A 25,662-nucleotide genomic window follows, 5' to 3' on the forward strand; every position below is an offset into this window, starting at 1 on the left:
AAAAAGGAACCAAACTTTGAAGTTTGGTTCCTTTTTTACTTGTTATCTTTGATTATCAATCTTAAAAATAGGTATATTCTGATTAGACTTTCGCTTATGCTTACTTTCTATTCCCTTTTGTCGGCGCTCATTTGCCTGCTGCACTTGAGCAGCCGTCTTAATATTTTGATGTTGCCAATTCAACAAGATTCGATCCATATATTTTAAACTATATACCTGACTTAAAACCGACTCTTTCAGCGCCAATTCAATAATATCCGGTGAATAATGATCTTGATCAATCCATTGATTGACCATTTCAAGTTCAATGGAAGACAATGGTCGCCCAAATTCTTCTTGAATTTTTTTAAAGAGTCCCTTACGTTCTTTAACTGTATTATTTTGCTTATTTCGTTCTTGTTGTGATCGGTTACCTGTTTTGATATTAGTCTTTGAATCAATTAGCTTATCAATCTTACTGTTCAACAAATTAAATTTATACTCATCTTCACCAGACTTAGTGCTAGAAATACTAATAATATTCTTAGAAACCAACTGATGCAACAAATTATAAATATCATTTTCACTAATCCCAGTTGCTTGCGATAACTTTTTGGCACTTGGAAAAAGATTCCCTTGTGAGCGAGCCAAAACTAACTCCAAAAAGATCACTAATTCTGAGGGATTCATACCTAATTCAGCAAAGTGTTGTAATAAAAAACCTGACACACTAATCGATCCATAGTCCAAATAACGTTCTAAATTTTCACTCATGTTATTCCTCCTATAATGATCGATCACTACAAATTATTGATGGTTTGAACAATTTTTCCTGTTTTATAATCAACAGTTACATAATTTAACCGTTTATTCTGATTCCAATAAGAAACCACCCAAGCTGGCTTATTTTGATAGATTGCCAGGCCCGTATTAATAATCTTAGTGGCTTTCCCAATCTTTTGAGCAGCACGCTCAGCTTCTTGTTGGTTAATTCCATTCTTTTGCGTAACAACTTGCATGCTCTTACCGTTCTTAGGCAAAATAGCGTAAGCATACTGGTTTTGTTTATCATATCCGCCAACTGAATAGTATGTTTGGTTTAAATTAGAAGAATAGAAATGATTAATGTTATGAAAACCAGCACTATTTTCGGCTACCGTAGTAACGTGAGATCGTGCATGTAATAGTGGAGCTTTGGCAGCATGAAAGAAAAGGATAATTCCAACTACAATTAGAACAATAATTGTAATCATTATCCATCGCATTCGATGAGTTTTTTTTCGTTTTAATTGTTCTCTGTACATGATATTCCTCTTTTACTAGCTTTTACATGCCCCATTATAGCAAACTTTACTAATCGATTAGTTAATTAATTTCTTTCTTTAAAGAAATCTTGACCATCTTTAACGATCTCTGAAATGGAACCAGTTTTAATTGGTAATCCTTGCGGAAGAGCATCAATAATTTGCTTCCCATAACGCTTATCAATTAAGCGGCTGTCAAGAAAATTAATCACACCATAATCCGTTGCACTTCTAATTAAACGGCCAACGCCTTGTTTAGTCTTAATGATAGCTTCCGGTAAATCGAAATTATAAAATGGATTTTTATTTTGACCCTTAAGAAACTTAGCTCGACTCGAAACCACCGGATTATTAGGAGAATCAAATGGAATTCTGGTAATGATAAGTTGTTTCAATAAATTATCAGGAAAATTAACACCTTCAAAGTAGCCATTAGCCCCTAAAATGACAGGAACTGAATCTTTTACAGATTCAAATCGTTTAACAATTTTTTCTTGACTACCAGAAACCCCAGCTGCCTGAATCATAAACTTACCATTATTACTCTGACTTAATCTATCATAAACTTTCTTCAAAATATCAAGTGAATTAAATAAAACTAACGTCGGAACTGAATTAGCACTAATAAGTTTCCAAATCGAATTAGCTAAATAAGCAATGTATTCATCATTTTCTCCATTGGGTGGCATTGGGGTCGTCTGTGAAATCATCATTTCAGCCTGGTTAGCATAATCAAAAGACGACTTTAATCGCTTCATCCTGGTATCAGACCGATTCAAATCTAATTGATCAAAAATATATTGTGATTTTTTCGATGTAAATAAAGTCGACCCAGTAAAAATAATCGGTTGAAAATACTGATAAACATTTTCTTTTAATTTGCTTTTGGAATCAAAATCACCAGTTAGCAATATTACATGGTTAGGATCTAAATCTTCGGTATAATGAATCCAATAAAAATGTGATTTCTCACTAACCTTCTGCTTAATTTTATCCACGTCAATTCCATCAATATAATCAATGATGGTAAGCAAATGACGTTCAAACTTCTCAATGAGTGCCTTATCAGAAATGGTCCATCGATTCTTTTCTTTCTGAATTAATGTCTTAAAAGCATTAATAAATTTTTTTAATTTGAGATTAATACTAGTCAAATGCTTAATTTGACCCTGATGAGACTGAATAAACTTCAATAAGTTTTGGGCAGAAATAGCCATCTCCGCACGTCTAGTCTCAACTGGTTTCATAAATTCTGTTCTGAAATCCTGTAATACCAATTGGTTCGTATCAAAAACAGCATCTAACTGTGAATCAAGTCTGTTGAGTCGGTTTAATTCATCAATATCGTCAGAAAAAATTTCGTTCAGGTTAAGTCCATGAGTTTGAAATAAATCATTCTTAACTCTTCCAATGTTTTTCTTCAATACATTAAACTTAACTAACTTTTCCTGTGATGAGAAAGCAATATCAGCTAACTTATGAGCTTCATCAACCACTAAGTACGGTTTGGAATTCATATGATCACTTAGCTGCTGACCATTTTCAAACAGATAGTTATGATTAACCAAAACAATATCAGCATGTTCCACTCGCTTAAACTGAGCTGCTAAAAAGTCAGCATCCCGAAACGAATTATTCTTTCCATTCGCCACGTGCGAACTTTGATAATTAATCTGATCAATAAATGGAACCTCATTAGGAAGATTGAGCTCATCTAAATCACCCGTACTCGTCTCAGTCAGCCAAACTAAAATTCTAGCCTTCATAAATTGAGATTGCTTAGATTTATCATGAAATTGGAGGGTTTTACTAAAACGTTCCAGATTAATGTAATGATTAACCCCCTTTAAAAGAGCAACGTCAAAACTAGTATTCAGTAAGGGCTCTAATTGATCTTTTATGGTAGCGTACAACTGTTCTTGTAATCCATTAGTGGATGTACTAACAACCAGTTGTTCTCCATCATTAATTAGATACGACATGGGTACCAGGTAACCCAACGTCTTTCCACTGCCTGTGGGAGCTTCTATTAATAAATTATAGGTTGGCTTTTCACTTTCATGATAATTATTATAAATAAGGTTCATCATTTTACTCTGTGAGCTACGCCAATCTAACTTACCACTAAATTGTTTCTCTTTTTGCTTCTTGGTTTTGGGATATTTGGTTAAGTTATGTTCTGAAATAGAATAAGATGCTGTCTGATTTTTTAATGCAATGCCATTTACTACTACATACTGAGAAGCCAAATTACTCAAATGTTCTCGTTTCATTTGCTCTCGATCAGCAATAAATTCTACGGTATCCCGCGGAAGATCAGGATTAACTTTGAGTATACTTTGCACCGTGATTAACGGTAACTTTTCAATCTTATTCATAATCGTTAGAAGTAAATGAGCCGTAGCATCAGCATCACTCTTAGAAGAATGTGGATGAGTATGCGAGATACCAAAATGATGACTCAGATCTTTTAAACGATAACCGTTTAATTCCGGAAAGAAAATCTGACTCAGGGTAACGGTATCAATTGCCTTAATATTTAATTCTGGGTATCCAACTCTTTCTAATTCAGCATTTAAAAAGGGAAAATCAAAGTTAACGTTATGAGCAACAAAAACGGTACCACTTAAAATCTTATAGATATGGGCAGCAACCTGATCAAAAGTCGGTGCCCCTTTAATAGTTTGCGAATTAATCCCGGTTAAATGAGTAATATCTTTGGGAATGGCTTCACCATTATTAACATAAGTTGAATAGGAATCGATAACTTGCCCACCTTGAACAAAAGTACAACTAAATTGAATGATTTGGTCACCACTTGAAACATCCGTTCCGGTTGTTTCCATATCGACTACTGCATATTTTGTATTCTTGGGCACAAGTATCACCTACCTTTAAAACTAACTTCACTATAATATTACTACATTTATCTTAATTTTTATATAAACCAATATTTAATCATTAGTAAAGTATTCCAAAAGATATTGGTCATTCAATAAATTATGATAAAATAGGTATGTTTGGAAAGTGAGCGATTGAGATATGAACACGACTGCAACTGGGTTGAGTCATGCAAAGATAATTTTTCTAGGGGAACATAGTGCGGTCTATCAAAAGCCTGCGATTGTTTTTCCTGTGCCTCAAATCAAGGCCAAAGCTATCATCAGTTCTGACGGCCATAACCAATTAAATAGTAAGTACTATAGTGGTCCAATTAGTACGTTGCCATCTTCAATGAACGGTCTACAGACACTTATTAACCAACTTAACAAGCTCTTAAACCGTAACAACGATCCAATTGATATCGAAATTGATAGTGAGATCCCTCTTGGAAGAGGAATGGGCTCATCGGCGGCCACTGCTAGTGCCGTAACCAGAGCCTTCTTTAACTTCTTTAAACAACCCATCAGTCAAAAACAACTCAAAAGTTTTACTGATGTGGAAGAAAAGATCACCCATGGCAATCCCAGTGGCATTGACGCCAAGACGGTTAGTTCTATTAAACCCATCTTATTTGAAAAAGGCCAATTCTATGACTTCCCTGTTTCAACGCGGGGCCAACTTATCATCGCGGATACTGGGGTATCTAGTAATACATCCACGGCCGTTGCCATGGTAAGAGATGAAATGGATCGTCATTTTCAAAGTACAAGTGAATTAATTGACGACCTCGGCAATTTAGTTGAATCCGCCAAAAATTCATTGCAATCCAATCAACTAGAACAAACTGGTAAGTTAATGAATTTAGCACAAGATGATCTTACCAAACTTGGCGTCAGTTCGGTTGAGATTAATACCCTAGTAAATGCAGCTAATCAGGCTGGGGCACTGGGAGCCAAGCTAACCGGAAGTGGACTAGGGGGATGTATTATCGCCCTCTCAGCATCCACAACTACAACCGAACAAATTAAGACCGCTCTTAAACAAAATGGTGCGCACGGAGTTTGGGTCCAATCATTAAACGAAATGAAGTAAGGAGATTTGTTATGTCCGACAATACTAATATAAATAGAACCCAAAAGGCTCGTGCTCATACTAATATTGCACTAATCAAATACTGGGGAAAAGCTGATGAGCAACTTATTATACCCGAAGATAACAGTCTCTCATTGACATTAAAAGATTTTTATACTGATACTGAAGTTCGTTTTGATAAAGATTTAACGGCAGATGAAATTGTCTTTAACAATCATTTGATGAACAAAGCAGAAAGCCAGAAAATGATTAACTTTCTCAACATTGTCAGACAAAAAGCACAGCAAAACATTTTTGCTCACGTTAAAACCCAAAATAACATCCCTACTGCCGCTGGACTGGCATCCTCCGCTTCAGGGTTTGCCGCTTTAGCCGCAGCATCAAGCAAAGCCATTGGATTAGATCTTTCAAGAAAAGACCTTTCCAGATTAGCACGGCGTGGATCTGGTTCAGCGACACGTTCCATTTTTGGAGGATTCGTTGAATGGGAAAAGGGAAATAATGATCAAACTTCCTTTGCAAAACCAATTGAAGAAAACGTTGATTGGGACGTTAATTTAGTGGCAGTTATTACTAATCGTCACGAAAAGAAAATTTCTAGTCGGAGAGGTATGAAAATTTCTAAAGCAACCTCCCCCTACTACCAAGCTTTTAAACAGGTTACAAGTCGTGATCTGATCACCATGAAAAGGGCCATTAGCAACCATGATTTCGATCTAATGGGACATACTGCTGAAGAAAATGCGATGAAAATGCATGCTCTTACCTTTAGTTCCGATCCATCATTTACATATTTTAATGGAGATACACTTAAAGCAATACAACTTGTTCATGAACTTAGAAATGAAGGGATTAATTGTTACTTCACCATTGATGCCGGTCCAAATGTAAAAGTTTTAGTTCAACACGATAATCTAAAAAAAGTCATTAGAAAATTTAAAACGGCATTTGGACAATCTAACGTAGTAGCAACCGTTCCTGGTCCTGGGATCGAATATTTAAATTAAAGGGAGTAATTAATCACATGATTTCCGCAAAAGCACCAGGCAAACTATATATAGCTGGTGAATATGCTGTAGTTGAAACTGGACATCCCGCAATCATCGCAGCATGCGATCGTTTTGTCAGAGTTAGCATTAAAGAAAGTTCAGACTTTGGAAGCATCTATTCCAAGCAATATGATGAAAATATGTTGCATTGGAAACGATTAGGTCATCGAATGGTTTTTGATAATCGTGATAACCCCTTTCAATACATCATTTCAGCTATTAAAGTTACCGAAGAATACGTTGAAACACTAAACAAAAATTTAAAAACCTACGACATCATCGTAAATAGCGAACTAGATAGTTCTGATGGTCGCAAATATGGATTGGGATCATCAGCGGCTGTGACCGTTGCTACGGTAAAAGCTCTCTGTGAATTCTATGATATTGATCTTACAACCATGCAATTGTTTAAACTAGCAGCCATTGCTCACTTTGAAGTTCAAGGAAATGGTTCTTTAGGCGATGTAGCTGCCAGTGTCTTTGGTGGATGGATCGCATATCATTCTTTTGACCGTCAATGGCTCGCTAATGCCCGTCAAGATGTTGATTTAGTAGAACTAATCAACTTAAAGTGGCCTAATCTAAAAATTATTCCCCTCACTGCACCGTCTAATTTGCAGCTATTAATTGGATGGTCTGGCTGTCCCGCGTCCACTTCAAATTTAGTTGATCGTGTCGAACTCAAAAAGGCCCGAAATTCAGAACTCTATACCGATTTTCTTCGTCTAAGTAAAGAATGTGTTCTAAACATTGTGAAGGGCTTTAAATCATCAGACCTCAAGATGATTCAAAAGAACATTGAAATTAACCGGACCCTCCTTTTAAAGTTGGGCGAATTTGCCAACGTTGAAATTGAAACTCCCAAGCTCAAAGAACTAATCGATATCGCAGATCATTTTGGTGGGGCAGCAAAAACATCAGGAGCTGGCGGTGGTGATTGTGGAATTGTCATCATTGATAAAGACGACAATATTGAGGACCTCATTCGTGACTGGAACAAGCACGGCATTAAGTTACTCGACCTTAAAATTCACAATAATTAGGAGAAAACAATGACTAGTCAACAGTCGCATCGAAAAGATGAACACGTATCCATTGCCAAAAAGTTTCACCACTCAAATTCTTTAGCAGGATTTGACCAAGTGCACTTCATCCCAGTCACCTTCCCTGAAATGGCGATCGATGATGTTGATATTTCTACCACCGTGGGAGATTTGTCACTTTCAATTCCCTTTTACATTGAAGCGATGACCGGTGGAAGTGAATATACCAAAAAGCTTAATTCTAAGCTGGCATCTATTTCCAAAAAATGTGGGATTGCAATGGCATCTGGATCTGAAAGTGTGGCTCTAAGAGAACCACAACTAACCGAAACGTTTTCAATCATTCGCAAACAAAATCCCCAAGGATTAATTTTTGCTAATATTGGTGCGGATGCGAGTGTGAGCCAAGCTCAAAGGGCAATTAACATTCTGCACGCAGATGCATTAGAAATTCACGTTAATTCGGTGCAAGAACTGATTATGCCTGAAGGATCCAGGTCGTTTAATTGGCTCACCCACCTATCTGACATTAAGAAGCAAATCTCAATTCCGGTCATTATTAAGGAAGTTGGCTTTGGCATGAGTTCGACTACCATTCATTCATTATATAATCTAGGAATCAGATATATTAACGTTGGTGGTCGTGGTGGAACTAACTTCGCTCAAATTGAAAACTTTCGACGTCATAAAAAAGAAATGGACTATTTTAATGATTGGGGATTAACAACGGTCGAGTCACTCTTCGAAGCCCAAAAAGTACCAAAGATGAATATCATTGCTACTGGTGGAATCACTAATCCAATGGAGATCGTCAAGTCACTATATTTAGGTGCTGATGCAGTAGGAATTGCTAGTCAAATCCTGGTTAAATTAATTAATGACGGTGAAGATGCCACGATTGAAATGATCAACGACTGGATCATCGGAATTAAAACAATCCTAACGGCATTAGGTGCTCACAACATCAACGAATTAAGAAAACGAGAATCAGTTCATAGCCTAGAATTACAAAATTACTTAAAACAACGAAAATAAAAACTACCCAATCTTGGGTAGTTTTTTTAAACTTTAAATCTTAATCCTTTGGGGAAAAAATTCTTTAATGTTCCATTGACAACTTTTCCAAAGCCAATATTCATTGAACGACACTGAATCAAGTACCATCCCTTCTTGAGTTTCGCATCAACCGTAATGGTATCTCCATGAACATACCTGTCCCATTGATTATCATCAATTTCAATTACATTTTTAACATCATGAGGATTAATTACAAGTGCCAAAGCATACGCAGGCTCAATTCGATTTTTCTTGATCATTCCAAGGGGTGTCCCAGGACGCATAACCTTTAATCCATTAAGATTAGGAATCTCAGGATTAAATGAGTAGAGCATTTTCCCAAATTCTAATAAATGATGAGGATAAAAGTCATTTTGAAAATTACGCTTACAAAATTCTTCCCATTCTCGTCGGACTTCGGTTGATGCATTTCCGGTTTGATGTTTAATCTTTTTCGACTTACCACTACTTAGACTCTGAAGCTTAGCAATAAAATGTCCGTCACCCTTAAAGAGATGAGGAAATAATCGAATGGTATTTTTTAATGCTTCATTACCATCAGCCCATTCTGGCTTTCCCGAAACCATTCCATCATATTTTTTAATAGGTAAAGTCTTAAAGTCATAGTTATCTAAGATCCACGCAATAATTTGCTCATCTTCTTCGGGTGCAAAAGTGCAGGTCGAATATATTAGTTGGCCTCCTGGTTTCAACATCTTAATTGCTTCAGCAACGATTTCTTTCTGCCTTATGGCACATTCCCGTGGATAATCTTTTGACCAATACTTAGTGGCTTCATGATTTTTTCTGAACATTCCTTCACCAGAACACGGCGCATCAATCAAAATCTTATCAAAGTACCTGGGAAAATGTTTCGAAAGCGTCTTTGGGTCTTCGTTTAAAATTAATGGATCAAAAACTCCAAATCGCTCTAGATTCTCAACTAATACTTTAGCTCTACCACGTTCAATTTCATTTGAAACAAGTAATCCTTTGTTTTGCATTAACCCTGCTAAATGAGTTGATTTGCCACCTGGAGCAGCACATAAATCTAAAACCCTATCACCAGGAGTAGGGTTAACCACCTCAGCAACGTACATAGCAGACGGCTCTTGACTATAGACATAACCACTTTGATGCTCAACGGTCTTTCCACTTACCTTGCCATAATAACCATTTTCCGTATAAGCAATTGGGTGTGATCGATCTAAATGAACGTCTGCTCTGGGTTTTAACGGATTGGTCCGAAAGGCATTATAAGAATCATCGTCAAACGAATCAATAAAGGATTGATAATCGTCCCCTAAAAGATCATGATATTTACTTTTAAAATCTTCCGGTAATTGCATAATTAAATTCCCTATTCTTTAAATTTCCTAGCAGCTTGAACTGCCATTTTCCACCCACGATATAATTCAACACGCTTCCCTTGATCCATCTGTGGTTCAAAAAAGGTTCCTACGTGTTTAGTTGCTTTAATTTCATCAATACTTTTCCAAAAGCCAACCGCTAATCCAGCTAAGTATGCGGCTCCCTGAGCCGTTGTTTCTGAAATTAACGATCGCTCAATTTGATCATTTAAAATGTTAGCTTGAAACTGCATTAAATAATTATTTTGAGCAGCTCCCCCGTCAACCACTAATGATTTAATCGGAATTTTAGTCTCAGCTACCATGGTATCTAAAACATCTTTCGTTTGAAAACCAAGCGATTCAATCGTAGCTCGAACAATCTGATTATTAGTGGTAGTTGAGGTCAAACCAAAAATAGAACCCCTAGTTTCCTGATCCCAGTATGGCGCTCCTAAACCAGTAAAGGCAGGCACGACGTAAACTCCGTTATTGGTCTGGTCATCAAATGCCATTCTTTCAGATGCTTTAACTGAACTAATCAATCCCATTTCATCCCTTAACCACTGAATGGCCGAACCTGCAACAAAGATACTACCCTCTAGGGCATATTTCACCTTACCATTAATCCCATAAGCGATAGTGGTTAGGAGCCCATTGGAAGAAAACTTTGGTGATTTACCGGTATTCATCATAATAAAAGCACCAGTTCCATACGTATTTTTGGTCATCCCAGACTCTAAAGCTAATTGACCAAACAACGAAGCTTGCTGATCACCGGCAATCCCAGCAATGGGGATCTGGACACCTAGAAATGAATAACCCTTGGTGTAGCCAAACAAATGTGATGATGACTCAACTCTTGGCAACATGGATTTGGGGATGTTGAGAACCTTAAGTAATTCATCATCCCACTTCAGGGAATTAATATTAAAAATCATGGTCCGACTAGCATTAGTGTAATCCGTAGCGTGCACCGTTCCACCGGTTAATTTCCATAAAAGCCACGAATCAATGGTCCCAAACAACAGCTCCCCATTTTCGGCACGTTTTTGAGCATCTTTAACATGATCTAAAATCCACCTAATCTTGGTTCCCGAAAAATATGAATCAACAATTAAACCAGTTTTTTGATGGATAAGATCAGCATAACCATCAGCTTTTAATCGATCCGCAAGTTGATTGGTTTGTTTTGATTGCCAAACAATTGCATTATAGATGGGCTTGCCACTTCGTTTATCCCACACTACGGTCGTCTCACGTTGATTGGTAATACCAATACTTCGCACTTTGTATGGTGGAATCCCAGAATTAATCAACACTTCTGAAATAACCGATTCAACCGCATTCCAAATCTCAATTGGGTCTTGCTCGACCCACCCTGGCTGTGGAAAATATTGCTTAAATTCTTTTTGAGCTTTTGCCACGATTTGTCCATCATGGCCAAACAAGATAGCTCGAGCCGAGGTGGTACCTTCATCAATTGACATTATGTACTGTTTGTTACTCATATTTTACCCTCGTTCTTCTTTTAAAACCTATAATATAATTATACATTAAGTATTTTCTCACACCAAACGTCAAATTATAACTACGTAAGGCAATATGGTAGGATAATCATATGTGATTTAATAGGAGGCAATTGAAATGATACATTTTAACGAATATTCAGCATGTACCAGCATTTTAGTTGGTAAAAATGCCACGGTCGATGGAAGCACTTTAATTGGTCGAAATGAGGATGCCAAAGCATCCTGGCCAAAACGATTCGTGGTTCATGAACACCATGAATATCGTGATAACCAAGAATTCAAATCCACTGATAACGGTTTTAAGATGCCATTACCAAAGGTTAGAGGAAAGTACACCGCAACGCCAGAATGGACTGACAAAGAAGGTTTATTCGAAGAAGATGGAATTAATGAATATGGCGTTGCCATGAGTGCCACCGAGAGCACCTATGCTAACCCACGCGTTTTAGGTTATGATCCACTTGTAAAGGACGGAATTGGTGAAGAAGCCATGGTCACCGTTGTTCTTCCTTATGTACATTCGGCTCGAGAAGCAGTAAGTCGTTTGGGTAATATCATTGAAAAATACGGTGCCAGCGAAAACAATGGGGTCCTTTTTTCTGATAAAGATGAAGTTTGGTATTTAGAAATCGGATCTGGGCATCAATGGGTTGCCGAACGAATTCCGGATGACCATTATGCGGTGGTTGCTAATCAAATGGCCATTGAAGAAGTAGATTTTAATAATGACGATTACTTCATGTGGTCCCCTCAAATTTACGATTTTGTCTCATCTAATCGATTAAATCCAGATCGTTCTGGCTTTAATTTCCGTCACATTTTTGGGACTCATGATCTTTCTGATACCTACTACAACACTCCACGTGTCTGGTACGGGCAAAGAATGTTTAACCCTGCTGTTAAACAAGATCCTACGTCTCAGAACATGCCTTTTACTAGAAAAAGCGAAACCTTAATTTCAGAATTAGATGCCCAAAACCTTCTTAGTTCACACTATCAAGGAACCCAATTCGATCCACTCGGTGCCGGCGACGAAGCTGATCGGACTAAATTCCGTCCGGTTAGCCTCGCTAAGACCCAAGAATCACACGTCCTTCAAATTAAACCAAATCTGCCAATTGAAATCGGTGGTATCCACTGGCTAGCAATGGGAGTAGCAGCACAAAGTACTTATGTCCCATTTCTTGAAGGAATCACTGATACTCCAGAAGCTTACAAGTATCATGTTAAAAGAGATTTTGATCCCAAATCAGCTTACTGGATTTTTAAGCTAGTAGGCATTTTAGTTGATCCCCACTATCTTGAATTTGGTGACAAGTTGAAGGAAGTGCAACAAACTCTAATTGAACAATACGAGCAAATTCTGAAACAAACTGACACAGAAGCAAGTAGTTTAAATTCTTCTGAATTAAGTCAGTTAGCTAATGAAGCTAGTACCAAATCGGCTAAACTAGCAATGCGCAGTTTCAAAAACCTTGGTCAAGATCTAATTACTAATTCAACCGACTTCTCCCCTCTAAACTATCATCAGGATTTAAATCTGTAGTAAAAGAGAGTATACTCAATTAGTATTTTCATAAATTAGATCAAGGAGAGTGACTTTATGTCTAAAGGGAAAAAGCAGAATAAATTAGGCTTGATGTCTTTAGTTTTAATGATACTCACTGCGATATTTGGCTTCGGTAATACGACTGTAGCTTATGATCAAATGGGCTATGCCAGTATTATCTGGTACATATTTGGAGCACTAGTATTTTTCTTACCAGTTTCATTAATGTTTGCCGAGTACGGTTCCACTTTCAGTAGTGCTAAAGGTGGAATTTATTCCTGGTTGAAGGAATCAATTGGTGAACGTTTAGCTTTTATTGGAACTTTTATTTGGTTATCATCATGGATTATTTGGATGATTTCCACTTCATCTAAAGTTTGGATTCCATTCTCTAACATTATCTTTGGAACTGACAAAACCCAAACTTGGCATTTATTTGGAATCTTTACCCCAATGCAAACCATTGGAATTCTAGGAATGGCTTGGATTTTGATCATTACCCTTTGTGCTACTCATGGGTTTGATTCAATTGCTAAGATTGCCAATATTGGTGGGGTTTTATCAATTGCCCTCCCGTTGATCTTTGCAATTCTATCCGTGATTGTCTGGTTTCTAAATAAAGGACAATTAGCTGAACCAGTTAATGGTGCAAAGAGTTTTATTCAATCCCCTAACCCATTATTTGTAACACCGATTGCCATTATGTCATTCGTTGTTTATGCAATCTTTGCTTACGGTGGAATGGAGTCAATTGGTGGAGTCGTTGATAAGGTTAAGAATCCCACTAAAACTTTCCCACGTGGAGTAATTATTGCCGCTATTATCATGGCCGTCATCTACTCTGGCTCAATCTTCTTAGTCGGTATTACCGCTAACTGGCATTCAGTCGTTGGAAAAAGTTCAGTTAATTTAGGAAACATTACCTATGTCTTAATGAATAACCTTGGTTATGTTTTCGCTAAAACATTCGGATTTTCTGCCGGATCGGCTATGGAATTTGGTCGTTTCATGGCTCGAGTTGCTGGTTTAGGAATGTTTATTCCGTACTTAGGTTCTTTCTTTGTCCTCATTTACTCACCAATTAAATCCTTCATTGAGGGATCTAATCCTGATTTATGGCCAAAGAAAGTTGTTCAACTAAACAAACATGGGATGCCAGGTTTTGCAATGTGGATTCAAGCCTTTGTCGTGGTGGCCGTTATCTTTGTAATTTCATTCAGTGGAAATAACGCACAACAATTTTACTTAATTTTGACCGACATGGCTAATATCTCAACTACTTTCCCATACTTGTTCCTAGTTGGTGCTTTCCCATTCTTTAAGAAACTAAAGAACGTTCCACGTCCATTTGTTTTCTATAAGAATCGAATTGTTACTAATATCATGGTTGCCATCATTCTAATCGTCTTAGTATTAGGGATTGGCTTTACAGCCGTTCAGCCAATCTTGATTCACGATTACACTACGGCCTTTTGGACCATTGCTGGACCAATTGCATTTGCACTCGTTGGCTGGATCATGTATGAGTATAATAGTCGTCATAGTAAGAAAGTTGCTAAAAAATAATAATAGATAACAAAAAAAGAGTTCGCAATGCGAACTCTTTTTTTTGTTTAAAATTAATGTTTACGACTTGCTTCTTTAATACGAGCAGCCTTACCAGAACGATCACGCAAGTAGTATAACTTAGCACGACGAACGGCACCATGTCTAACAACATCGATCTTAGCAACTCTTGGTGAATGTAATGGGAAGATTCTTTCAACCCCAACACCACTGGCAATTCTTCTTACGGTGTACGTAGCTTGAATGCCTGAACCGTGGCGTTTAATTACAACACCAGTAAATCTCTGAATTCGTTCGTTACTACCTTCGACAACCTTTACGGAAACCGTTACAGTATCACCAACACGAAATTCAGGAATATCTGAACGCAGTTGATCACTATTAATCTTATCAATCAATTTGTTTTGACGCATAATCATTTCTCCTAACTAGCATTCTTATCTTCTCGACAGCGGAGTACCGTTTTATTTAGTCATCAGACCATTTAAAATTATAACACATTGATAATTAAACTCAATACCTATTTCTTTTCTTCTTCAATCTTAACGTCCGCTAGTAATTCTTTTTGTTTCTTAGAAAGCTTATCATAATCAATTAAATCAGGTCGGCGTAAGTACGTTTTTCGTAAAGATTCCTTTTGACGCCAGTCAGCAATTTTTTGATGGTCACCACTCGTCAAAACTGGTGGAACCTCTGATCCTCTGAAATCGGCCGGTCGCGTATATTGGGGATATTCTAGTAATCCCGTGGAAAAAGAATCATCAGGAGCAGATTCCTGATTTCCAAGGACTCCCTTAATCAATCTTACAGTAGCATCAATCATTACTAAGGCGGGTAATTCACCACCCGTTAAAACAAAATCTCCAATTGAATATTCATCCGTCACAACTGATTTAATTCGTTCATCAAATCCTTCATAGTGACCACACAAAAATGTCAAATGATCTTCTTTAGCCAAATCAACTGCATCTGATTCTTCAAACCTCTTTCCAGCTGGATCGGTTAAAATTACCCGTCCAGTTGGATAACCTTGCTCTACTGAAACTTGTTGGGTATGAGCAAAAGCATCCAGCATGGGTTGCGGTTTGAGTAACATCCCGGCTCCCCCACCAAACGGTGTATCATCAACATTATGATGTTTGTTAGTGGAAAAGTCCCGAAAATTAGTAATATCAATGTTTACAATTTTATTTTCGACTGCCTTCCCAATAATTGATTCACTCAATGGTCCCTTCAAGATCTCTGGAAAAAGACTTAATATATCGATCTTCATCTTTATTCCATTCCTTCCATTAATTCCACAATCACTTTATGATTAGGAATATCAACTTTCTTTACGACTGAATCAATCTTTGGTAACAAAAGGTCGTCCTTGTCTTTTCGATCAACTACCCAAACATCATTTGCTGGCATATCCATAATGTCTTTGATCACACCAACTTGATTACCGCTTTCATCGACAACGTCTAATCCAATGATTTGCTGATAAAAATACTCACCAGGTTTTAAATCAGAGGTCTTTCTTTGGTTAGCATCAATTTTAAGTATTGCAGGTTTTAAGTATTCAACATCATTAATGGAATCTCGGCCTTTAAAGTGCAACAGAATAAATCCCTTATGATTCCTTACACCATCAATTTCAAGTTCTTCCATGTTACCATTTTTCGGAAAAGCAAAAACATGGTTACCTACCTTAAAACGCTCATCAATAAAATCAGTATTGGGTTGTACTCGCACTTCACCCTTGATGCCTTGAGTGTTAACAAGTCGACCAATTTCTAAGTATTCCATAATTCACCTATTTCTATAAAAAAACTCTTAAATAAAAACGAGTTTTATCTAAGAGTTAGTCTTTGCCATCATCAATAACGAGTTTAATTCGTTTTCCATCATTAACGTGCACACTATAAATTATTGTTCGAATGGTCTGAGCTACACGACCTTTTTTACCAATAATTCGGCCCACATCATTGGGATTGGTTGACAGTATATATTCGCTAAACTGATCAGTATCTTGATGAGAAATACTAATATCATCAGGATATTTAACTAATGGTTTAACGATTGTTTTAATTAAATTATCAAAATTAACCATGGTCAATCACTTATTTCTTAGCTGCTAATTTAGCATCATGTAATTGTTTCATAAGGCCTGCATCTGACAAGATATTACGAACAGTATCAGAAGGCTTAGCACCTTTTTCTAACCAGTCCATGATTGATTCTTCTTTTAATGTTACTTGGTCGGGTTCAGTTAATGGATTGTAAGTACCAACGTTTTCAATAAAACGACCATCACGAGGACTACGTGAGTCTGCAACCACAATACGGTAAAATGGACGCTTCTTTGAACCCATTCTTCTTAATCTAATTTTTAATGACATAAATACACCTCCTATTAATTATCTTAACAATTACTAATATTAACAATAATTATTAATGATGTAAAGGTTTTTTTCTTTACAGCACCAAATTAATGACGTTTCTTGTTTTTACGTCTTTTCTTCTTATTTTTCTTGATTTTTCTACCCATTCGCTTCATAGCAAGATTAGATAATTTTCCAGTCATTCCGCCACCCATTCCGGCAGAATTCATCATATTAGATAATTCAGACATATTTCCATTTGAAACCTTATTCATCATTTTCTTCATTTGATCGAACTGTTTTATAAGTCGATTAACTTGTTGAATAGGCTGAGCAGAACCACGGGCAATACGACGTCGTCGCGAAGGATTTAAGACATCTGGATTGGAACGTTCTTCACTAGTCATCGAGTAAATAATCGCTTTAATATGATCAAGATCTTTAGGATTAACATTTAAGTTCTTTAAAGCCGGGTTATTTGCCATTCCTGGAATCATTTTGACTAGATCTTGAATGGGACCCATCTTTTGGATTTGTTCCAATTGATCAATGAAATCATCGAAATCAAAAGAATTCTCTTTAATTTTTTCAGTTAATTCTTTAGCTTGATTTTCGTCATATTCTTTTTGAGTTTTTTCGATGAAGGAAAGCATATCCCCCATCCCCAAAATTCGCGAAGCCATTCGATCTGGATGAAAGACATCCAAGTCATCTAGCTTTTCACCTTGACCAACAAACATAATGGGCTTATCGGTAACAGCTCGAATTGATAAAGCAGCACCACCACGAGTATCACCATCTAATTTGGTCAGAATAACACCAGTAATATCCAAAGCATCATTAAAACCAACCGCGGTATCAACCGCGTTTTGACCAGTCATCGCATCCACAACCAAAAGGATATCATTAGGGTTGGCAACTTTTTTGATGTTTTTCAACTCATCCATTAAATTCTCATCAATTTGAAGACGGCCGGCAGTATCGATTAAAACATAATCGTTATTGTTTTTGTCGGCTTCCTTTAATCCATCTTGAACAATTTGAACTGGATCAACATCGGTTCCCTCTTGAAATACCGGAACACCTACTTGTTCTCCAACTTTTTCTAATTGTTCAATCGCAGCTGGCCGATAAACATCAGCTGCAATCATCAATGGACGAGCATGGTCATCAGTTTTAAGCTTTTTTGCAAGCTTACCAGCTGATGTCGTCTTACCTGCCCCTTGTAGTCCAACCATCATAATAACGGTTGGAATTTTATCCGACTTAACTAGGGGGGTGGCCGACTCTCCCATCATATTAGTTAACTCATCGTTAACAATTTTAACAATTTGCTGAGCAGGATTTAATCCTTCCAGAACGTCAGCTCCCTTAGCCTTTTCTTGAACTGTTTTAACAAATTGCCGAACCACTTTAAAGTTAACATCAGCCTCAAGTAAAGCCAGTCGGATTTCACGCATGGTTTCACGTAAATCCGACTCACTAATTTTGCCCTTTCCTCTTAAGTTTTTAAAAGCTTTCTGTAATCGATCGGTTAAACCTTCAAAAGCCATTTTTTCACCCCTAATTTTCTTCCGTAATTTCTAAGTGATCCACTAATTCATTTAGTTCCGTATCATTTGGATAATTTTTTCTTACATAATCTCTGATTTCATCGGTTTGCTGATTGCGTAATACAAATAACTGGTACAAATGCATTTTACTTTCGTAATCTTCTAAAATTTGTTCCGTTCTCTTAATATTATCATAAACTGCCTGACGACTAATATCGAAGTTTTCGGAAATTTCACCTAATGAAAAATCATCGGCATAATACTCTTGAATGTATTCAGCTTGCTTTTTAGTTAATAATTCGCCATAAAAATCGTACAAAGCATTAATTCGATTATTCTTTTTAATGTCCATTGCATTTCACCACTAATTATTTTGAATTAATCCCTTAAATAACCCATCAATAAAGTTCTTGGAATCAAATGGGCGTAAATCGTTAACCGTTTCTCCAAGTCCAACAAACTTGACGGGGATGTTGAGCTTATTCTTAATCGCAATCACGATCCCACCCTTAGCGGTTCCATCAAGCTTAGTCAAAACAATTCCTGTAATATCAGTAATTTCATTAAACATCTTAGCTTGATTTAATGCATTTTGTCCGGTCGTCGCATCAATTACTAATAGAACTTCTTGAGGAGCAGCTGGAATTTCTCGTTTAATGACTTTATTAATTTTAGCCAGTTCGTTCATCAAATTAACCTTGTTTTGTAATCTACCAGCTGTGTCCACAAATAAAACATCATAGTTTTCTTTCTTAGCTTTATCGACAGCTTCAAAAACAACCGATGCCGGGTCACTCCCAGCTTCTTTCTTGACGATGTCAACGCCATCTCTTTTGGCCCATTCATCTAATTGTTCAATCGCACCAGCCCGAAAAGTATCAGCAGCAGCCATAAGAACTTTTTTACCTTGTTGCTTGTAGTTATTAGCCATCTTACCAATGGTAGTAGTCTTTCCGACCCCATTAACACCTACAAACAAAATAACCGTTGGACCGTCCTTTGAGAGTTGAATGGCATTATCTTTGTCACTTGGGGCATCATACAAATCAATCATCTTTTGAACGATTAAATTTTGAACATCTTTGGGTTTTTTAGCGTTTTTTAGTTTAACTTCTTCTTTTAATTCATCGGTTAATTGAATGGCCGTTTCAAATCCAACGTCTGATTCAACCAAAGTATCCTCTAAATCGTCAAAAAAGTTATCATCAACCGAACGAAAATTTGCAAATAAAGCATTTAACTTTTGTCCAAATGAAGAACGGGATTTCGCCAAACCATGTTCATAAGCTTTCTCATTAGACTCCGGTTTTGGTTCATTATCATTCTCCTCTGTTCTTTGATCTTCATTTTGCGATTTATCTTCCGAAGGAATCGTTTGTTTTGTCTCAGCTTGTTTATCTTCTGTCTCTTCAGAGACCTTGGCTGCCCGATTCTTTTCATCGTGGTGAGCTTCTGAATTCTCTTCTGTTTTAGATTTAGTTAACTCATCGGCTGATTTTGACTCATTTTTACTCTGCTCATCTGATTTTAATTTCTCATCTTTCTGTTTTAATTCAGAATTATTATCTTCCTTTTTTTCATGATCCTCTTGTTGGTTCTGTTTCTTTGCTTTTTCCTCGGAATCTTTCTTTTTGCTTTTGAAAATATCAAATAAACCCATTATTTTTCTCCTAGCTTCTTGGACTCATCCAAATTTACTGACACAACTTTTGATACTCCAGAATCTTGCATTGTTACTCCATACAAATAATCAGCATAGACCATCGTTTCTTTTCGATGCGTAATTACTATGAACTGCGTCTTATCCTTTAAGCTCTGAATATACCGAGCAAACCGATCCACATTTGCAGGATCAAGGGCTGATTCAGCTTCATCAAGTATAACGAACGGAACTGGTTTCACCTCTAAAACTGAAAAAAGCAATGCCAGTGCGGTTAACGCTTTTTCACCACCGGATAGGAGATTTAAGTTGCGATATCTTTTACCTGGTGGCTTTACTAAAATATCAATTCCCGTTGTTAACAAGTGATGCGGATCATCCATCTTTAAGCGGGCTTCACCACCACCAAAAATGTTCCGAAAAGTGCGACTAAATGCAGTTGCAATTTTATCATAAGTCTCATTAAATTTAACTTTTACCGTTTGATCCATCTGATTCATGATTTTAACCAATTGCTTCTTAGAATCAATCAAATCCTCTAATTGATGATTCATAAAATCATACCGTTCCTTGATCTCTGAGTAATCATCAATCGAATTAATATTAATTGGACCCAAGCTATCAATCTTCCGTTGATAATCTTGAATTAATGAATTGATTTTGTCTAAGTTAAAGTCAACTGGCTCTACTGATTGATCTTCATTAAATGATGTTTGGAGACGCTGATGTTCTGAAATAAGGTTATTCTCAACTACTTTTAAACTTGCTTTTAATTTTTGAATCACTTGTGTTTGAGAAATTAAACGATCTTGCCCTTGATTAATCTGACGTTCGTCATTTTGATCATCTTGACTGGCATCATTTACCTGATGATTAAGGTTGGTAAGTCGCACTTTAATTTCATCAATCTGCTTTTTTAAAGCCAAAACATCTACCTGAGTGACGTCATCATCTTGTTTCATTGATTGATTCAAGGCTTTCATGTTACTCGTTAATTTGCTAAATTTGTTATTCAAACTATTTCTTTGATCTATCAGTGAATTTTTCGTTTTCTCAAGTTGCTTATTTTGCTCTTTTACAAGGATTAAACGTTCCTTTATGTCTGAAATCAATGAACTATTTTTACTAATTTCACCATTTAGCTGTTCAATTTCGTTTTTAACCAATGTGTTTTTAGTTTGATTTTGTTTAATTTTAAGTTTTAAACCATCAATCTTTTGAGAAACGTCTGATTCATTATCACCGTGATCACTAAACGCATTTTTCAACTGTAAACGGAATGCATCGGCATCTCGCTGCGTTTCCCTTAAGCTCTTTTGACTAGCGTTAATATCCCTTTGTTTAACCTTAATTTTACTCTTGATTTCACTTAATTCCTGGTACATCTGATCATGTTGGAGTTGTAGATCCTTTTGCTGCCCTTGGGCACGCTTAATGGCTTTCTCTCCAGCATTCATTTTTTGATCCATCTGGTCAACCTGAAGGTCTAATTGGGTCAACTTTTCTTTTTGACTCAGCAATCCATTAGCTTGATTTCGGTTAGAACCGCCAGTTATTGAACCCCCAGCATTAATGATTTCACCATTCAATGTCACAATCTGATTTCTATGATTAATTGCTTTACTAATGCCATTAGCAGCTTTTAAATCGTTAGCAATAATAATTCCACCAAGGAGATGATTCTTAACTCTCGTCATTTCGGATGGCATCTTAACCAGATCAGCGGCAACTCCAACAAAACCATCCATTTGACTCACATTATTTAAAATATTTACAGTTAAATAACGTTCATTAACAGCATTTATTGGTAAAAAAGTTACCCTACCGAGTTTATTTTTATTTAGATACTTAATAGCATCCCTCGCATCATGGACATTTCTAGTAATTACCTGCTGAATTCTACTTCCTAAAGCCGTCTCAATTGCAAAAACATACTTATCAGGTACTTCGATAAAATCACTAACAGTTCCCTTAATTCCAGGAAGATCTTGCTTCTCTTTTAATAAGTTACGGGTCCCACGATAGAGTGAATTATGATTTTCTAACATTGATTTAATGCTATCACGTTCGGTTTTGGTCTCCTGAAAGACTCGAAGTGCCCCATACCATCTTTTACGCATTTCTGCTGTTTTTTTATTTGAACTAGCAAGGAGACCATTAACTTGCTCAAGTTTACTTGCAATTCTTTTTTGATCATCGGTAAGATCTAAGAATTCCTGCTTTGAAACGTCCAGCTGTTGCCTTAATCGACTCACTTGTTTATCAAGCGTAATAATTCTTTGTTCCTTTTCCTGTGATGCATTGTCACTACGTTTTGATAACTTCTGCATCAGTTTAAGGTCATTTTTAGCTTCAGCTAATGACTGCATCAAATCTATGTAATCATTTCTAGTATCTTCTAACTCTGCTTGCTTTGCTACTAAACGTTCCTTAAAATGAGCAACTCTAGATTCCCTAATTTCTTGATTAAGTTTAGAAATAATGGTTCTTTTTTTATTAATTTGACTCTGATTATCATTAATATTTTGAACTACATCATCCAGTTTGATTCGAAGTTCTTTTAATTCTTTCTTCAAATCAACATTTTTTTGTTGGTTAAATTCACGTCGTTGTTTAGATAACTTTTGTGCGCTACTAGCTGACTCAAGCTTCTTAGTATTATCTAATAGTTGATTTTGAAGGCTTTCACGCTCGCGTGATAACTCATTAATTTTTAAAGTTAACTCCCGCTTATGGCTTTGAATTGAATTAACTTTGGCTTTTAATTTATTATAATCATTTTGCTGTTGCTTAAGTTTAAAATTTAGACTCGAGCGACTATTTTCATGCTGTTTAATTTGAACTGTTAGCAGTGAATACTCCAAGCGATCCAAATACTTCTTTTTAGACAAATACAGCGAAGCATTTTCGCTTTGCTGTTTTAATGGCCCCATCTGTTTATCTAATTCATTAATAATATCTGAAATCCGGTCAAGATTCCCCTGAGTATCTGCTAATTTTTGTTCGGTTTCATTTTTCTGTTTCTTGTATCGATAAACCCCAGCTGCCGTTTCAATAATTGAACGCCGCTTTTCAGCATTATCATTTAAAATCTCATCTACGTTCCCCTGCGAAATAATCGAAAGGGATCCTTCACCTAGACCTGTGTCCATAAAAAGATTGTTAATGTCTTTAAGTCGACATTCTTTATCATTAATTGAATAAGAACTCTCACCGTTACGATAAACTTTACGGGTAATTTTTATTTCAGTAAAATCTGAGTCTAAAAAATGATCTGAATTATCAAAATCAATGCTAACTTCCGCACGATTAAGAGCTCTGCGCCCTTTGGACCCAGAGAAAATCACGTCTAACATCTTTTTACCACGTAAGGTTTTAGCGGATTGTTCACCTAATACCCAGCGAATTGCTTCAATAACGTTACTTTTCCCGCTACCATTGGGTCCAACAATTCCTGTCAATCCGTCCTGAAAGTCAATTGTGGTTTTATCTGCGAAGGATTTAAACCCCGCAATCTCAATTGATTTTAACTTCACCTTAATGCCTCATTTACTTAATACTTGTGCTTACTCCTAGTTCATTTAAGGCCTTTTTAGCTGCCTTCTGTTCAGCATCTTTTTTAGAATGACCTAAACCAACTCCCATTTCTTTCCCATTGATCTTAACGGCTACTTTAAATTTACGGTCATTGTCAGGACCATCTTCACTAACTAATTCATAATCTAGGTCGACTGGTCCATCCTCTTGAACCACTTCTTGAAGCTCAGTTTTATGATCAAAAAACTCGTCAAACCAACCCTCATCCAATTTAGGAAAAATAACAATTTCACAAAAATGTTTAACGGTTGCCATTCCTTGATCTAAATATACTGCTCCAATAAATGACTCAAAAATATCACATAATAGTGAGTCACGTTGCCTAGCATTCGCTTTTTCTTCGCCTTTACCTAAACGAATGTACTTATCAAAATGACATTCACGGGCAAACCGACTAAAACTGTGTTCATTAACCATGGCCGCCCTTAATCTAGTCAAACGACCTTGTGGTAATTCAGGGAAACGTCTAAAGATGTAGTCAGAAACCACTAACTGATAAACGGCATCCCCCAAGAATTCCAAACGTTCATAAAACTTTAATCCCTGACCCGGATGCTCATTAACATATGAGGCTTGTGTCATGGCCTCATCTAAAAGTGATTCATCGTTAAATTTAATATTGAACTTGTCTTCTAACAAGTCATCAAACTGCTTTTGCAATTCCATTTCCTCCAAAGGTAACATTTTTCTTTTAATTATATCATTAATGCCTAAAATCCGATAATTGCATAATAAAAAATGACTCGTCATCATAACGAATCATTTATTTCTTTGAAATGTGTTTTTTGGACTTAGGATCAGTGTCTCTTATAATCACATTAACCAAGTCGCTAACATCACTAATATTTTCAGTATTCTCACTGGTAAATACATCACCAAATTCATCTTCAAGTTCCACAATAAACCCCGCCATGTCAATAAAATCGGCACCTAAATCATTAGTGAAGTTTAAATCATCAGTGACCTTATCAACTGGAACCTTAAAACGATTCGAAGTAATCTCTGCTACTTTTTTAAATACTATTTCTCTATCCATTTAGTGATTCCTCCTACTGCTCACCCTTTTTAATGTCATCCATCTCATCAGTGTGATTAGAAAAATAATTTTTCACCGATCCCACAAAGTTAGAAGTAATGATTTGTTCAATTTGAACTACAGTGTTTCTAACGGTTTTAGCTTTACTGCTTCCATGACTTTTAACCACCGGAGCCCTTAATCCAAGTAAGACCGCGCCTCCATACTTAGTGTAATCCATTTTGTGAGCAATCTTTTTTAATGTATCTTTTAATAATAAAGCTCCCATTTTGGAGCCAAATCCACCATTAATAATACCATCTTTTAACATATTAATCATAGACAGTGCCGTTCCCTCAATACTCTTTAACACGGCATTGCCTGTGAAACCATCGGTCACCGCAACGTCAGTAATTCCATCCAACAATCCACGTGATTCAATGTTACCAATAAAATTAATGTCATCATTTTGACTGAGAGCTTGATACATTTTTTGATGAATTTTGTTTCCCTTATCAGACTCAGTTCCATTGTTGATTAATCCAATTCTGGGATTATTAATTTTAAGGACTTTTTCTGCGTAATACTTTCCAAGAAGAGCGTATTGATAAACGTTCACTACTTTGGCATCAGCATTCGCTCCACAATCAATTAAAGTAAATCCAATGTCATTATTAATCACGGGAAGGGTCGTAATTAGTCCGGGACGATCAATCCCCTTGATTCTTCCAATTATCAGTAATCCCGCAACTAGTATCGCTCCAGTATTACCACACGAATAAAAAGCATCAGCAGAACCATCTTTGACTGCTCGTGCTGCCATAACTAAACTAGAATTCTTCTTATCTTTAACGGCTCGAACTGGTTCGTCTTCCATTTTGATAACTTCATCTGATTGAATCACTTTAATCCGCTCTTTATTACTCAACAAAGAATTGATTTGGGTAGAATTACCAAATAGTTGAAATTCCACGTTATCTATTTCATTACGGGCAAGCTCAACTCCTTTAACAATTTCTTTTGGTGCATTATCTCCACCCATTGCATCAATAGCGATTTTTATCATTAT

Annotated in this window: 23 protein-coding genes; 6 read left to right on the forward strand and 17 right to left on the reverse strand. The window is 36.5% G+C overall.

All coding sequences use genetic code 11. The annotated features are described in order from the left end of the window. Nucleotides 1–42 precede the first annotated feature (42 nt). The 3 genes from AC6UD2_RS03675 to AC6UD2_RS03685 form a co-directional block, all read right to left on the reverse strand. A complete protein-coding gene (locus tag AC6UD2_RS03675) occupies nt 43–753 on the reverse strand; it encodes a DnaD domain protein (RefSeq protein ID WP_500698060.1) in 711 nt (236 codons plus the stop codon). Nucleotides 754–779: 26 nt separating this feature from the next. Further along, nucleotides 780–1,232, reverse strand: a complete 453-nt coding sequence (locus AC6UD2_RS03680) for a cell wall elongation regulator TseB-like domain-containing protein (protein WP_156112344.1) — start codon at nt 1,230–1,232, stop codon at nt 780–782. Between the two features lie 116 nt (nt 1,233–1,348). Further along, nucleotides 1,349–4,162: a helicase C-terminal domain-containing protein gene (locus AC6UD2_RS03685; protein ID WP_500698061.1), complete on the reverse strand. Its 2,814-nt coding sequence runs from the start codon at nt 4,160–4,162 to the stop codon at nt 1,349–1,351. A 163-nt stretch (nt 4,163–4,325) separates the two neighbouring features. Here AC6UD2_RS03685 and mvk point away from each other — a divergent pair, with 163 nt between their 5' ends. Genes mvk through fni form a run of 4 tightly spaced genes read left to right on the forward strand, consistent with a single transcriptional unit; the run spans nt 4,326 to nt 8,385 of the window. After that, a complete protein-coding gene (gene mvk, locus AC6UD2_RS03690; protein WP_500698062.1) occupies nt 4,326–5,258 on the forward strand; it encodes a mevalonate kinase in 933 nt (310 codons plus the stop codon). An 11-nt stretch (nt 5,259–5,269) separates the two neighbouring features. Continuing rightward, nucleotides 5,270–6,265, forward strand: a complete 996-nt coding sequence (gene mvaD, locus AC6UD2_RS03695) for a diphosphomevalonate decarboxylase (protein WP_500698063.1) — start codon at nt 5,270–5,272, stop codon at nt 6,263–6,265. Nucleotides 6,266–6,282: 17 nt separating this feature from the next. Next, nucleotides 6,283–7,350 carry a phosphomevalonate kinase gene (locus AC6UD2_RS03700; protein WP_039143995.1) on the forward strand — a complete coding sequence of 356 codons (1,068 nt, stop codon included), beginning with the start codon at nt 6,283–6,285 and terminating at the stop codon, nt 7,348–7,350. Nucleotides 7,351–7,359: 9 nt separating this feature from the next. Continuing rightward, the gene (gene fni, locus AC6UD2_RS03705; RefSeq protein WP_500698064.1) at nt 7,360–8,385 is read left to right on the forward strand and encodes a type 2 isopentenyl-diphosphate Delta-isomerase; all 1,026 of its coding nucleotides are present in this window, start codon (nt 7,360–7,362) and stop codon (nt 8,383–8,385) included. A gap of 26 nt (nt 8,386–8,411) precedes the next feature. On the opposite strand, the gene AC6UD2_RS03710 is transcribed toward fni, so the two are convergent. Together AC6UD2_RS03710 and glpK are read right to left on the reverse strand one after the other, a co-directional pair. Beyond that, on the reverse strand, nt 8,412–9,755 hold the full coding sequence (locus AC6UD2_RS03710; protein ID WP_500698065.1) for an RsmF rRNA methyltransferase first C-terminal domain-containing protein: 1,344 nt from the start codon (nt 9,753–9,755) through the stop codon (nt 8,412–8,414). A gap of 11 nt (nt 9,756–9,766) precedes the next feature. After that, complete coding sequence (gene glpK, locus AC6UD2_RS03715) at nt 9,767–11,266, reverse strand: glycerol kinase GlpK (protein ID WP_500698066.1); 1,500 nt, start codon at nt 11,264–11,266, stop codon at nt 9,767–9,769. A 136-nt stretch (nt 11,267–11,402) separates the two neighbouring features. Between glpK and AC6UD2_RS03720 the strand changes: the two genes are divergently transcribed. Both AC6UD2_RS03720 and yjeM read left to right on the forward strand, forming a co-directional pair. Further along, complete coding sequence (locus tag AC6UD2_RS03720) at nt 11,403–12,833, forward strand: C69 family dipeptidase (RefSeq protein ID WP_500698067.1); 1,431 nt, start codon at nt 11,403–11,405, stop codon at nt 12,831–12,833. A gap of 57 nt (nt 12,834–12,890) precedes the next feature. Next, nucleotides 12,891–14,402 carry a glutamate/gamma-aminobutyrate family transporter YjeM gene (yjeM, locus tag AC6UD2_RS03725; protein WP_500698068.1) on the forward strand — a complete coding sequence of 504 codons (1,512 nt, stop codon included), beginning with the start codon at nt 12,891–12,893 and terminating at the stop codon, nt 14,400–14,402. A gap of 53 nt (nt 14,403–14,455) precedes the next feature. On the opposite strand, the gene rplS is transcribed toward yjeM, so the two are convergent. The 12 genes from rplS to plsX form a co-directional block, all read right to left on the reverse strand. Next, a complete protein-coding gene (rplS, locus tag AC6UD2_RS03730; RefSeq protein WP_039143984.1) occupies nt 14,456–14,815 on the reverse strand; it encodes a 50S ribosomal protein L19 in 360 nt (119 codons plus the stop codon). 107 nt (nt 14,816–14,922) lie between these two features. Beyond that, entirely contained in the window at nt 14,923–15,675 is a 753-nt protein-coding gene (trmD, locus tag AC6UD2_RS03735; protein WP_500698069.1) for a tRNA (guanosine(37)-N1)-methyltransferase TrmD, read from the reverse strand. 2 nt (nt 15,676–15,677) lie between these two features. Then, entirely contained in the window at nt 15,678–16,193 is a 516-nt protein-coding gene (gene rimM / locus AC6UD2_RS03740) for a ribosome maturation factor RimM (protein ID WP_500698070.1), read from the reverse strand. 55 nt (nt 16,194–16,248) lie between these two features. Beyond that, nucleotides 16,249–16,497 carry a KH domain-containing protein gene (locus tag AC6UD2_RS03745; protein WP_010021498.1) on the reverse strand — a complete coding sequence of 83 codons (249 nt, stop codon included), beginning with the start codon at nt 16,495–16,497 and terminating at the stop codon, nt 16,249–16,251. Between the two features lie 10 nt (nt 16,498–16,507). Next, complete coding sequence (rpsP, locus tag AC6UD2_RS03750) at nt 16,508–16,786, reverse strand: 30S ribosomal protein S16 (RefSeq protein ID WP_010021500.1); 279 nt, start codon at nt 16,784–16,786, stop codon at nt 16,508–16,510. Between the two features lie 89 nt (nt 16,787–16,875). Further along, nucleotides 16,876–18,321: a signal recognition particle protein gene (gene ffh, locus AC6UD2_RS03755; protein ID WP_500698071.1), complete on the reverse strand. Its 1,446-nt coding sequence runs from the start codon at nt 18,319–18,321 to the stop codon at nt 16,876–16,878. A 10-nt stretch (nt 18,322–18,331) separates the two neighbouring features. Next, nucleotides 18,332–18,673 carry a putative DNA-binding protein gene (locus AC6UD2_RS03760; RefSeq protein WP_010021503.1) on the reverse strand — a complete coding sequence of 114 codons (342 nt, stop codon included), beginning with the start codon at nt 18,671–18,673 and terminating at the stop codon, nt 18,332–18,334. A 12-nt stretch (nt 18,674–18,685) separates the two neighbouring features. Next, entirely contained in the window at nt 18,686–19,981 is a 1,296-nt protein-coding gene (gene ftsY / locus AC6UD2_RS03765) for a signal recognition particle-docking protein FtsY (protein WP_500698072.1), read from the reverse strand. Continuing rightward, nucleotides 19,981–23,517, reverse strand: coding sequence for a chromosome segregation protein SMC (smc, locus tag AC6UD2_RS03770; protein WP_500698073.1), 3,537 nt, complete (start codon nt 23,515–23,517; stop codon nt 19,981–19,983). The genes ftsY and smc overlap by 1 nt, the downstream gene beginning before the upstream one ends. A gap of 13 nt (nt 23,518–23,530) precedes the next feature. Next, nucleotides 23,531–24,238 (reverse strand): ribonuclease III, encoded by a 708-nt coding sequence (gene rnc / locus AC6UD2_RS03775; protein ID WP_010021506.1) that lies wholly within the window; start codon nt 24,236–24,238, stop codon nt 23,531–23,533. Between the two features lie 103 nt (nt 24,239–24,341). Further along, the gene (locus AC6UD2_RS03780) at nt 24,342–24,614 is read right to left on the reverse strand and encodes an acyl carrier protein (RefSeq protein WP_500698074.1); all 273 of its coding nucleotides are present in this window, start codon (nt 24,612–24,614) and stop codon (nt 24,342–24,344) included. A 13-nt stretch (nt 24,615–24,627) separates the two neighbouring features. Then, on the reverse strand, nt 24,628–25,659 hold the full coding sequence (gene plsX / locus AC6UD2_RS03785; protein ID WP_500698075.1) for a phosphate acyltransferase PlsX: 1,032 nt from the start codon (nt 25,657–25,659) through the stop codon (nt 24,628–24,630). Between the last annotated feature and the right edge of the window lie 3 nt (nt 25,660–25,662).

Source organism: Fructilactobacillus sp. X2R5C2 (genome assembly GCF_059901375.1).